This window comes from Lacinutrix salivirga, assembly GCF_053604675.1.
In genome coordinates, this window is the sequence record NZ_JBSHNP010000101.1 from 100315 (window position 1) to 112824 (window position 12510).

The window sequence follows — 12510 nt, forward strand, 5'->3', positions numbered from 1 at the left end:
GTTATTGTCCTAAATTAGAAAACCACTTTTGGAATAACTCACCTATAACAGGAATAGGCTTGTGTTTTCCTGTTGCAGCAGTAATAATTCCATATAACCAACACGCAAAAGTTACAAACCAAAAGGCTGTGCCTAATGTGCTATTTACGTATTTTTCAGTAACATTAGAAAATATAAGTAGAAGTATTAAACCTATCATTTGTCTGGCGTGGAACCATACAAAATTATTTTTCTTTTCTAAGTTCATAATCACTGCAATAATTACACCTACAAAGGTTAAATAACTAACAATGGCTAATGTTTTACCTTCTTGTATTGTTTGTTCTGTCATTAGTTTAATTCCATTTTATTGTTGGCAATTACACCATAAACTTGTCCTTTTAATGGGTAATCTAAAAAAATACTGTTTTTAGAAGTCGAGATAATATGTTGTGTTGAAAATATGTATTTACTATCTGGATTAAATAGCGTAAGATTAGCCATTTCTCCAACTTTAATGCTAGAGTTTTCTGTGCTAAAGCGTTCTTTACCTTTAGTTAGTAACTCTATTGTTTTTTTTGTGGTAAATACGGTTTGCAAGGCTCCAAAAGCACTTTCAAGGCCTATTGTTCCATAATCTGCGAAATCAAATTCTACTTTTTTACCTTCAATTGTAATTGGGTTATGGTCGCTAGTCACCATGTCTATTGTACCATCTTTTACGCCTTCAATTAAAGCATCAATATCGTGTTGCGTTCGTAAAGGTGGTTGTACTTTAAATTTGGTATCAAATTCATTTAAAGCTTCATCTGTAAGTATTAAATTGTGGATTGCAACGCTACATGTTACATCTAGCTTTTTCTTTTTGGCGTCTCGTATAAGTTTTACACTTTCTGCAGTAGAAATTGTTGGAATGTGTAGTTTTCCATTAGTGTATTCTAGTAAAAATAAATCGCGAGCTACTTGTAACGCTTCCGCTAAATTAGGATTACCTTTTAATCCTAAATTTGTGCTTGCAATATGCTCATTCATTACGCCATGTTCTGCAATTCTATTTTCTTGTGGATAGGAGCAGACTAAGCCATTAAAATTGCTTGCATATTGTAATGCGATTTTTAATAAATTTGGATTGGAAATGGCCTTTTTATAATCGTAAAAAGCAACTGATCCAGCAGTGTGCATGTCAAACAATTCGGCTAAATCTTTACTTTCGCTTCCCTTTGTTAAAGCGCCTATAGAGAGTAGGTTAACTAAATTATTTTGTGATTTGTTTTGTGCAAATAAAAGTGCGCTATTACTATCTGTAACAGGATTGGTGTTGGCTTGCATGGCAACGGTTGTAAAACCAGATTTTGCAGCAGTTCGTAATCCGTTATCAATTGTTTCTCTATCTTCAAAACCAGGTTCGCCAAAGCACACACTACTATCAAACCAACCATTAGAAAGGTATAGATTTTCTAAGGCTATTTCCTTGAATTTTTTAGTGTTTTTAATAGACTTTGAAATTTCGGAAATACTACCTTTTTCAATTAAAACATCTACTGTTTTATTATGAAATTCACTTTTTGAATCTAAAATGGTAGCAGATTTTATGAGTACGTTCATTTAAAATATTTTAAGATGAGCATTTCAACTATTAAAAGAATTACTGCAAAAATAGCAAACCATTTCCATAGTGCATTTATTTTAGAGTTACTTTTTATGGTATTAAAAACAGTTTCTATGGTGTTGGAAACAGTCCCAAAGTCTAAATTTTCAAGATTTTGATACGCTAATTGGCTTTCGCTTCTGTTATAATTATAGCTTACTTGTTTTATGTTTTTAGTTTTATTTGCCACCTCATAAATGCCAGATTTACTAGGTGTTTCGTTGGTTGTGATTACTACTTTGTTATTGTAATACTGTTGCAATGGTATTATGCTTTCAGTGCCATTATTAAGCGTTAATACGGCATCTTGTTGTAAATCTACAGCCACATCAAAACTATTTTCTTTCCCTATGTTGTAATATAAATCGGTTTGTTTTAGGCTAAAGCGTGCCATATTATAAAACGTTGGCACAATAAGATTAATGTTTTTAAAATTACTATTCTTAGTGTTTAGCGCAGTGCTAAATACATAAACAGAGTTCCGTTGCGATAAAAAAGGTTTGTTATCCTCAAATTGCAAAACTGCCGAAGCGCCATTTTGAGATTGCGAATAATAACTTTCTACTTTTGGATATTGAAAGTTTTTAACTTGTTTTTCGAAAACACCATCTGCAAACAATGGATGCGAATAGTTAATGGTTGTTAATCGTTTTTTGCTAGTATTTAATTCCAAAAATTTAGAAAATCCAAACTGGGTAAGCAATTGGTTGTAATTAGTAATATCTATTTTGGCAGAAGGAATAATAATTAAGCTTCCACCTTTGTTTGTAAATGCTTGTAAAGCCGTTTGTAATGCAGTAGGAATACTGTTTAATTCGTTTAAAATAATAGTATTTTGGCTGTCTATAAGTGCGTAATTTATAGTTTCGCTTTTTGTAGAAGTAAACTCAAACTCGTCTTCTGTGTAAATACGCTTTAAAAACGAATCGTCAGCTTCAGTAATACTTAGCACTTTAATTTTTTCGATAGCATTAATATTAAAATAAAAATTGTTATCGTATTGTAATTGATTGTCTGTAATAGTAACACGTCCCTTAATAATTTGGTTAGCTGGTAGTGTAAATGTTGTTGTGGCAGTTTCGGTAATATCCACTGCTGATTTTGCTAGTAATACATTGTTATTGTATAATGCTACAGAAACAGTTTCGTTAGTTTTACCTTGTTTTTTTAATACAACAGAAAGCTCCAAATTGCTAGCCATACGCTTAGAAACAAATACGCTATCTATAGAAATGTTAGCAGTTGTTACAGGTGTTAATTGCACAAAATTATAATTAATATTACCTGTGTTTTTAGCATTTAACCCTTCATTTTTTTGCTGAAAATCAGAAATAAAGACAACATTTTTATTACTAGTATTGTTTTTACTAAATAATTTTTCAGCTTTTAATAATGACGCATTATAAGGTAATTGAGTGGCACTATAATTAAGCTGAAGCAACTCGTTTTTAATCGCTTTTATAGTGGTGTTTTTATATACTTCCTCGTTAGTAAATAAGGATATTTGTTCGTTTTCTGGGACGTTAGATATTAAATCTTGGACAGCACGTTTAAATAATTCGCCTTGTTCGCCTTTAGCTTGCATACTAAAAGAATTATCCAAATAAATAACCGTTTCATTAGGTTTATTAAAGGTGTCGTTTTTAGCAGTAAACGGTTGAGCAAAAGCAAAAATTATTGCAGCCAATAATAATAAACGTGTGAGTAATGTGAGCCATTTTTTTATTTGCGAACTTTTACGGGTTTGCATGGTCACTTTTTTTAAAAAAGCGACATTTGTAAATTGTTCTTTTTTAAATTTCCTAAGCTGAAATAAATGAACAATTATAGGAATTAGCAGTAAAAATAATGCGTAAAGAAGTTCTGGGTGTTTAAACTGCATAGTAAATTAGTTGGTCAAAGATAAAAAATGAAACGACAAAAAGAACACACCTTTTTAAGATTTTAACAAAAGAAATAATAATCTGTCGTAGGCTGTTTTTTTAAGCTTGATAAATAGCGTGTAATCTCTAACTGAGCTTCAGGATTTGCAACAGATACAATAGTTTGTGCGTTTTGTATAGTCTCTAATGCCTGATACGGTTTTAATACAACCTCGTATATTGATTTGCCTATTTTTTTAGGATTATCGCAAATCCAAGTAAATTTAACTTGTTTAGCTATTAGTTTTTGAGCTAAAAGTTTTCCTTTCTTTCCTGCTCCCCAAAGTACTAGTGGTCTGTTTTTAGTGTAGTCTAATTTTAAAAAATAATATAGTTTTAAATCTAAAAAACTGTTTTCGGCATAATTATCATCTGTTCTGGAAGCTCTAGTCTGGTAATCTCTCCAATGGTGTAAAACAGTATCGCAAGGAATAACTTTTAGTTTGTTTTGGTAAAACCTAAAGGTTAAATCGTAGTCTTCTGGATACGTATTGCTATTAAAAGCACCAGAAGTTTCAAAATCTTCTCTAAAGACCATCCAACAAGGAGAAGGAATTACACATTCTTTATATATTTCGCTGTAGTTAGTGCCTTTTTTAGTGAGGTTATTTAGCCAAGTTGCATACTTTTTGTAGCCATCGCTAATTCCGTTTTTAGAGAAATAATGTACTAATCCAGTCGCTAAATATCCTTTTCCGTTTGTAATGAGGTTTGTGGATAAAATCTCTAATTTTTCATTTGGCATAATATCATCACTATCCATTCTGGTAATTAATTCGCCATTAGAATTGTTGTAAGCTAGTTTTAAGGCTTCAATTATACCTTTACCATTATTTTTAAACAATTTAATTCTATTATCGGTTTTCGCAATGCTTTCAACTAAAACATAACTATTATCTGTGGAGTGATCGTCCACAATACAGATTTCCCAATTGGTGTATGTTTGGTTAATAATGGAGTACAAACACTCCTTTAAATAAGCTTGTGTATTTTTAAAAGGGATTAGAATACTAATTAATGGGTTTTGCATGCTCAAATTTAACATAACCTTAAGTTAAATAGAAGTAACAACTAATAAATTTGTGCGTCAGACTTTAATAGAAATTAATAACTAAATAATAATTATGAAAAATAGTATTTTAACATTTGTATTTGCAAGTGTATTACTTGTTAGTTGTGGATCTAGCAAAACAGCATCCTTGCCACTAGCTTCAAGCTCTCCAATCGAAACAACTTTAGATTTAACTAAAGTGGTGAACGATAAAGCTCCTGTAACCATTAATCCTGGACGTTTTACAGCCGAAACTGTTACGTACAGACTACCAAGAGTTGTACAAGGAACATATTCTGTTAGTGATTTTGGTAAATATATTGACGATTTTAAAGCTTATAATTATAAAGGTGAAGAGCTATCTGTAAAAAAAGAAGATATTAATACTTGGATTATAAGTGATGCTAAAAACTTAGATAAAATTGAGTATTATGTAAACGATACTTTTGATACAGAATCTTATGGTGGAATAGGAGGTGAGAATCCATTTTCTCCAGCAGGAACTAATATTGAGACTACTAACTATGTATTAAATCTTCATGGTTTTATTGGGTATTTCGATTCGCTTAAAAATGCACAATACAACTTAGATGTTGTTGCTCCTGCAAGTTTTAAACGAACTTCTGCTTTACAAGAAACTAAATCTGAGAAAAGTAAAGACGGAAAAACAATAACTACAAGCTATTTTGCACCTCGTTATTTTGATATAACAGATAACCCAATGTTTTATGGTGAGTTAGATGTTGAAGAATTTAAAGTTGGTGATATAAAAATAGTTTTAAGTGTTTATTCTCCAAACAAAATACATTCTGCAGCAAAGATTAAAGCTGTAATGGAAAAAATGATGCAAGCGCAAAAAGAATATTTAGGAGATATAGATAGTACGCCTCGTTATGATATTTATTTGTATTTAGCAGGTCAAGAAGACACTGCTCCTAAAGGTTATGGTGCATTAGAACACCATACATCTACTGTAGTTGTATTGCCAGAAGCAATGCCAGACTCTGCTTTATTTGAAAGTATGATAGATGTAGTATCACACGAGTTTTTTCATATTGTAACACCATTAAGTGTACACAGTGAAGATGTTCATTATTTTGATTATAACAACCCAACATTTTCTAAGCATTTATGGATGTATGAAGGTGTAACAGAGTATTTTGCAACCTTATTTCAAGTAGATCAAGGTTTAGTGTCTGAAGATGAATTTTACACTAAAATTATGGGTAAAATTCAAGGCGCTTCTGGTATGAACGACAGTATGAGTTTTACTAAAATGAGTGAAAATGTTTTAGACGAGCCTTATGCTTCGCAATACTATAATGTGTATCAAAAAGGTGCTTTAATTGGGATGTGTATTGATATTTTAATGCGTGAAGAAAGTAATGGACAACGTGGTATTTTATCTTTAATGAAAGAATTATCTAATAAATATGGTAAAAACAAACCTTTTGAAGACGATAAGTTAATTGAAGAAATTACTGCAATGACCTATCCTTCTGTTGGAGAGTTTTTAAATACTCATGTTGTTGGCGGAACACCAATTGATTATAACGTATTTTTTAATAAAGTAGGTTTAGAAATAGCAGAATCTAAAGTTAAAACTAACTATATCCAAAATGATGGAGCGCTTATTGTTGCTCCAAACCAAGACAATGGAACCATCGCTTTTAATGGTTTAGTTGCTAATAATAGTTTTTGGAATGATGCTGGAGCACAATCTGGAGATATTATTAAAATGATAGATGGTACAGCAGTGACAATGGAAACTGCACAGCAAGTTTTTGGTCAAGTATTTATGTGGCAACCAGGAAAAGATGTAGAGGTAAAATTAGAACGAAATCGGAAAGAAGTTGTAATTAAAACAACACTTACACAATCGTACACAATGGGTAAATCTTTATCAGAAAAAGCAACTGCAACTGAAGCAGAAAAGAAATTAAGAAAAGCATGGACTAAAGGTTAAAAACCTAAAGACATAAACTAAAAAAGCGACTAAAGTGTTTAACATTTTAGTCGCTTTTTTTATTTAGAAACAGTAAATGTGAATGTAGAGCCTTTTGATAATTCGGATTCTAAACGGATTTCGCCTCCTAATTTTTTTACAAGACTTTTTACTGTAAATAACCCAATTCCAGTACCTTTTTTACCTTTTGCATCCTTAATATCTAAATTATTAAAGAGTTTAAAAATAGTTTCTTTTTTATCGTTTGCAATACCTTGTCCATTGTCTGTAACCGAAAAAATATGAGAGTCTTTATTTTCGTTATAATTTACAGTAACTAAGGGCTTTACCTTATTGTTATATTTAAAAGCATTATCTACTAAATTTAATAGTATTTGAGTTATTGCAGCTTCGTTAATGTTATGTGCAGTTCCTTGCGTTGGATATTTAAATTCATCGCTTTTTAAGATGAGAATATTTTTTACATTTTCAAATAAACTTTCAAGTTTAACATCTTTATTCTTGGCATTTACAAGTTCACTAGCTTTGTAGTGTAATAATATACCATCTATATATTCTTTTAATGTATCTGCAGATTCTTCGATGTAGTTTAAATACGTGGCAGATTCTTCAGTAAGCTTGTTATTGTTTTCTTCTTTTAGTAATTCTGTTAATGAAATAATATTGGACAAAGGAGACTTTAAATCGTGCGAAACATGGCTCGCAAAGGTATTAAGCTCTGCGTTTCTTATGGTAAGTTCTTGTTGTGCTTCGTCTAACAATCTGTTTTTTAGTCTTAGTTCAAAAAGATTCATTACTTGATTTCCTAAGGCTATTAACGCACTTTTTTGATTTTTGGATAAGGTTCTTGGCTCATGATCGTAAACACATAAAGTACCTAATGCCAAACCTTTTTCATTTCGTAAAGGTACACCAGCATAAAATATGGCTTTAAAGCCTTCAATTAAAGGATTGTCTTTAAAACGTTCGTCCTCTCTAGAGTCTTCAACAATAAAAATAGGGTCGTTGTGTAAAATGGCGTGTCCACAAAAAGAAATATCTCTTGGAGACTCATTAATATCTAATCCATGATGCGATTTTAAAAAATTACGTTCGGTATCTAAAAGTGTTATTAATGAAATCGGCACATCACAAATAGCTGATACTAAATTTGTTATATTGTCAAAATCACTTTCAGGCAATGTGTCTAAAAGTTTATATTCTCTTACGCAGGAAATTCTCTCACGTTCGTTTTTAGGGAAGTTAGGTTTAATCATTGTTTTTAGGGCTTTTGTTTGTCAACACTATATTTACGTAAAAGTTTAAATTGTGGTTTTATAAAGCATTAAAATTTTTCAAATACGCCTAATCCAAAGAGTGCAAAATCATATTTTACAGGATCTGAAGCGTCTAGCTTTTGTAAAGCTGTATCTAATTCTGCTAAAGCTTTACCATCGTTTTGCTGTCGTTTAAGCAATCCTAGTTTTCTGGCAACATTGCCTGAGTGCACATCTAAAGGACATGAGAGTTGAGCAGGAGAGAGGCTGTCCCAAATCCCAAAGTCAACACCTGTATTATTTGGTCGTACCATCCAACGTAAATACATATTTATACGTTTTGCAGCAGAGTTTTTTAAGGGATCACTAACGTGTTTTAGGGTGCGTTGTAAATGTTCAATTTCAAAAAAAGTGTGTTTAAATTTATGTATAGCGTTTTGTAGTGAGTGTTTTTCGGCATGTTTACTAAAAACAGCTTCTAATCCATTATGGTTTTTATAAATATTTTGTAATGCTTTTATAAACGTAATAAAGTCCAAACCGTTAAATGTTCTGTGTACAAAAGGTTGCAAAGCTTCTAAATCTGATTCTTTATGATTTATTATAAAATCGTGAGGCGAATGGTCTATTAATGCCATCATTTTGGTTGCATTATTAATAATGCTTTTTCTATTTCCCCAAGCTATTGTAGCCGTTAAAAAACCAGAAATTTCAATATCTTCTTTTTTAGAAAATTGATGTGGTATTTGTATGGGATCACTAGAAATAAAGTCTGGCCTATTGTATAATTCTACTTTAGCGTCTAGAAACTCTTTGAGGTCTTTTTTATTTATTTTTTTTGTCATTTATAAACTCACTAAACAATCTTCCCATCTACCATAGTTAGCTTTCTATCCGCTAAATTTGCTAATTCTTCGTTATGCGTTACTATAACAAAGGTTTGTCCAAATTGGTCTCGTAATTTAAAAAACAAATTATGAAGATTTTCTGCACTTTCGCTATCTAAATTACCAGAAGGTTCATCGGCAAAAATAACTTCAGGATTATTAATTAAAGCACGAGCCACTGCAACACGTTGTTGTTCACCACCAGATAATTCGTTTGGTTTATGGTTGTAGCGATGCGATAAGCCTAAAAAATCTAAAAGTTCTTTAGCGCGTTTCTCTGCTTCGGTTTTTGAGTTTCCTTTTATAAAAGAAGGAATACAAACATTTTCTAAAGCTGTAAATTCTGGTAATAATTGATGAAACTGAAAAATAAACCCTAAATGTTCATTTCTAAATTTAGCTAACTCCTTGTCGTTTAAACTAGTAATAGATTTATTATTTATAATGAGTTCACTATCGTTTTTAGCCGAAATACGATCTAAAGTGCCTAAAATTTGAAGCAAAGTTGTTTTTCCTGCGCCAGAAGCTCCAACAATTGAGACGACTTCACCTTTTTTAATATGAACATTTACACCTTTTAAAACATGTAAATCGCCATAGTGTTTATGAATATTTTTTGCCTGAATCATTATTATAATTTAAGGCTATGAAAGTACTACTTTAAACTGTTATTAGCAATTAAGAAGATTTCTTTTTAAAAACAGATTTTATATCATTATAGTCAATAAAATAGACCATTCTTAACGAAAACGTGTTGCGTTGTTCTTGTTTAAATAAATCGTCTATACTATCAAAATAACCAGCTTCAGAGTTATTAGAAAAATTAAATATTTGGTTTCTATACAACGCTGTTAATTGGCTACCAGGCGCAAATTGCCAAGTATAACTTAAATCTAAGTTCCACGTGTTGAAATTAATATCTGGATCAAAATTGGCAGAACTTCCAACATTATTTTTTGTGTAAATATCAGATTTTGCTAGATATCCATTGTCTTGCAATACATAAGCTTGATCATCATAAGTTACTGTACTTAAATAGTTTCTAAAGCTTAGCGTTAACGCATTAAAGGAGTTAAAATTATAGCTCCCAGAAATACTGGTTTCTATATCTAAGCGATCGCGTTGTCCAAAAATAATTCTATCGTCTATGTTTTGACCGTTTATGTAGCCTCTATCTCCTGTATAATCGTCATACTCAAAACCTAAAACCATTAAAAACTTATCGTTAAATTTAAAACGAGGTTCTAAACCAAACCACCAGTTATTAAAGTTTTTTCTGTCGTCGTCAAAAAAGCGTCCATATCCAAAATTAGCATCTAAAGCAAAAAATAAGTTGTAGTTACTAGACATCCAAATGTTTGTTTGTGCATAATCCTCCGTTATAAAATAACTATCAAAGCCATTACGAGGCTCAAAGTAATCGAATTGTTTACCTATGTTCCAATTAGCATTTATACCAAAATTGTGTAACGTTTTAGATTGCGCATTAAAGTTAAAGCCAGTATTAGCTCCTGTAAATGTATTTGGACTTGCTAGTTGATTGTAATTAAACCAACTCCCAATATAATAGTTGTTTAGTGTTTTAGTAGGTTCAAAAATCCTGTAGCTAGCGTCTGCACTAAAGTTACTGTAATTATTTCTAAAGAGAATGCCAAGATCATTAATATCGTAATTTTTATCGGCAAAACTATAACTTGCGCTATATCTAAATTTACCACTATTTTTGCCAGCTCCAAGTCTTAAACTATAGCCATTATCTTTGTTTTCGACATCATTAAAGGTGCTCATTTTTGCTTCTGCTATAGCTCCATAAGTATTTTTTTTGTTTATTAAATCGAACAATAATCCTGTAACGTTTGCATCTCTAAAATCACCATTTCTTGTAACATTGGTGTTAATTAAGGTTACTGAAGAGTTTTTGTTAAACTGTTGGTCTAAAACCATAATGTTGTAATTTGCTAGCGGTTCTACCACTTCATTTCTGTAAGATGTAAGTGTTTCATCTAAACCTGTGTTTTGATTTAAAACGTTTTCTGTTTTTTTTATTTTAACCGAAGTTTTTTCGGTAATGGCATTAAAAAAACCAATCCCTAACCCTTTTTTAGTTCTTCCAGAAACTTTAACAGCGTTTAGTAATTGAACTTTTTCTGGAAATTCAGTAATTTCTTCATCATCATCAAGATTTGGACGTGATGATGGATGGTTTCCAACTCTACGCGAATAGAATAAATTTCCTTTGTTAAACAAATCTACACCTTCAGTAAAAAACTGTCTTTGCTCTGCGAATTGTTGTTCAAAAGGTCCTAAATTAAGTTGCACATCATCAAAACCAGCTTGGCTAAAGTCAGGAATTAATGTAGCATCTAATGTGATATTTTCTGTAATTCCATATTTTATATCTAGTCCAGCAGCAAAATCGGTATCTGTTTCACCATCAAAAGTGCTTACTAAACCTGATGCGTAAGGATAAAAACTTAATCGAGTAGGAGGCTTTATGTTTTTTAATCCTTTTAATTCACCATGATATAAACCTCTATTTCCTTTAGTTGGATCTATAGTATTCCATGTACTTTGCTCTCTCGTCTTTCTGTATTGTCTTTGAAATTGAATGCCCCAAACAGGATCCTCTTGTTGTGTAAAGCGCAATGCTCTATAAGGTATTTTCATTTCTACAATCCAGCCATTTTCGACAATTTTAACACTACTATCCCAAACTGCATTCCAACCAAAATCTTCACCAATACTTGGTGTTGCAACAGCATCTGCCTGTGTGCCAGAACTAAATACGAAAAACTTGGTATCGTTTTGCGCATCGTTGTTTGGATTAAATATTACACCAAAAAAATCGCACTGACCAAAATTATCTCTCTGCGTAAATTGGCGCATTATATCCATGGAATCGTCATATAAATAAGCAGCTATATATATGCCAGAATCATCATAAGTCATTTTAACTTCTGTACGCTTATTATTAGGTGCCTTGTTCCCAACATCTGGAGTAAATTGTGTAAAATCTGTTGCTATTTGAACGTTTTGCCAAACAGCGTCGTCTAAATTACCATCTATAGTTGGAGGACTTTCTGCTCGAGTTATTTCGTACCCTTTTTTGTCTTGCGCATTTATGAATAAAGCAAAGCAAAAAATGAATAATTTTATAATTAGTCTCATTAGTTTAGTGTTTTGATTGGTTTTGATTGATGTTATAAAGACTCTAACTAATAGCAATTGTTACAGTTTTGTTAAACAAATCTACTTTTGTGAGCATAAAACTTTATTAATTAAAAGTTAAAACTGACATTTTTAAGAACAAATAATTTGGCTACAATCTGTTTTTTCTGAAAACTTAGCGTAGTACATTAGTGTAAATAGTATTACATCCTTGTGAATTATTTTGAAACTTAATAATGCAAATCTGTCATACTTTATTTTGGAATACTATTTGCTATATTTAAAATAATTAAACAATACATTATAAATGAATTTAGGAAACAAAAACAATTATAAAAAATTAGGATTAAGCATTTTATTAGATGCTGTAGGCTATATATCTTATGTTTTTCCTCCATTTGATTTTGTTTGGGCACCAGCATCTGCTTGGATTATGACCAAACTATACAAAGGCAGAACAGGAAAAATAGCTGCAGTAGTTTCTTTTGTAGAAGAAGCACTCCCATTTTTTGATGTGATACCAACATTTACCATTATGTGGTTTTATACCTATGTTTATAAAGGAAAAACCTCTGAAACTATTATAGAAGTAGATTAAAAAAAAGCACTCGTTTGAGTGCTTTTTTTATACAA

The 12510-nt window shown here is 31.2% G+C and carries 10 protein-coding genes; 2 read left to right on the forward strand and 8 right to left on the reverse strand.

What is annotated here, in order from left to right; all coding sequences use genetic code 11:
* Window position 1: 1 nt before the first annotated feature.
* From ACVC5O_RS06970 to ACVC5O_RS06985, 4 genes are all read right to left on the reverse strand, one after another.
* A complete protein-coding gene (locus ACVC5O_RS06970) occupies window positions 2-331 on the reverse strand; it encodes a DUF4870 domain-containing protein (RefSeq protein ID WP_452220755.1) in 330 nt (109 codons plus the stop codon).
* Window positions 331-1584, reverse strand: coding sequence for a dihydroorotase (locus ACVC5O_RS06975; RefSeq protein WP_452220756.1), 1254 nt, complete (start codon window positions 1582-1584; stop codon window positions 331-333). Before ACVC5O_RS06975 ends, ACVC5O_RS06970 begins: the two co-directional genes overlap by 1 nt.
* Window positions 1581-3509 (reverse strand): vWA domain-containing protein, encoded by a 1929-nt coding sequence (locus tag ACVC5O_RS06980; RefSeq protein ID WP_452220757.1) that lies wholly within the window; start codon window positions 3507-3509, stop codon window positions 1581-1583. Before ACVC5O_RS06980 ends, ACVC5O_RS06975 begins: the two co-directional genes overlap by 4 nt.
* A 62-nt stretch (window positions 3510-3571) precedes the next feature.
* On the reverse strand, window positions 3572-4579 hold the full coding sequence (locus ACVC5O_RS06985) for a glycosyltransferase family 2 protein (RefSeq protein ID WP_452220758.1): 1008 nt from the start codon (window positions 4577-4579) through the stop codon (window positions 3572-3574).
* A gap of 94 nt (window positions 4580-4673) precedes the next feature.
* On the opposite strand from ACVC5O_RS06985, the gene ACVC5O_RS06990 reads away from it, so the two are divergent.
* The gene (locus tag ACVC5O_RS06990; RefSeq protein ID WP_452220759.1) at window positions 4674-6566 is read left to right on the forward strand and encodes a M61 family metallopeptidase; all 1893 of its coding nucleotides are present in this window, start codon (window positions 4674-4676) and stop codon (window positions 6564-6566) included.
* Window positions 6567-6625: 59 nt separating this feature from the next.
* Here the strand turns inward: ACVC5O_RS06990 and ACVC5O_RS06995 are convergent, their stop codons facing one another.
* The 4 genes from ACVC5O_RS06995 to ACVC5O_RS07010 all read right to left on the reverse strand — a co-directional run bounded on the left by ACVC5O_RS06995 (window position 6626) and on the right by ACVC5O_RS07010 (window position 11877).
* Complete coding sequence (locus tag ACVC5O_RS06995; protein ID WP_452220760.1) at window positions 6626-7822, reverse strand: sensor histidine kinase; 1197 nt, start codon at window positions 7820-7822, stop codon at window positions 6626-6628.
* A 68-nt stretch (window positions 7823-7890) separates the two neighbouring features.
* Window positions 7891-8655: a TIGR02757 family protein gene (locus ACVC5O_RS07000; protein WP_452220828.1), complete on the reverse strand. Its 765-nt coding sequence runs from the start codon at window positions 8653-8655 to the stop codon at window positions 7891-7893.
* 23 nt (window positions 8656-8678) lie between these two features.
* The gene (locus ACVC5O_RS07005) at window positions 8679-9338 is read right to left on the reverse strand and encodes an ABC transporter ATP-binding protein (protein ID WP_452220761.1); all 660 of its coding nucleotides are present in this window, start codon (window positions 9336-9338) and stop codon (window positions 8679-8681) included.
* A gap of 49 nt (window positions 9339-9387) precedes the next feature.
* Complete coding sequence (locus ACVC5O_RS07010; protein WP_452220762.1) at window positions 9388-11877, reverse strand: DUF5916 domain-containing protein; 2490 nt, start codon at window positions 11875-11877, stop codon at window positions 9388-9390.
* A 307-nt stretch (window positions 11878-12184) separates the two neighbouring features.
* Between ACVC5O_RS07010 and ACVC5O_RS07015 the strand changes: the two genes are divergently transcribed.
* Window positions 12185-12475: a hypothetical protein gene (locus ACVC5O_RS07015; RefSeq protein ID WP_452220763.1), complete on the forward strand. Its 291-nt coding sequence runs from the start codon at window positions 12185-12187 to the stop codon at window positions 12473-12475.
* The last annotated feature ends 35 nt before the right edge of the window (window positions 12476-12510 follow it).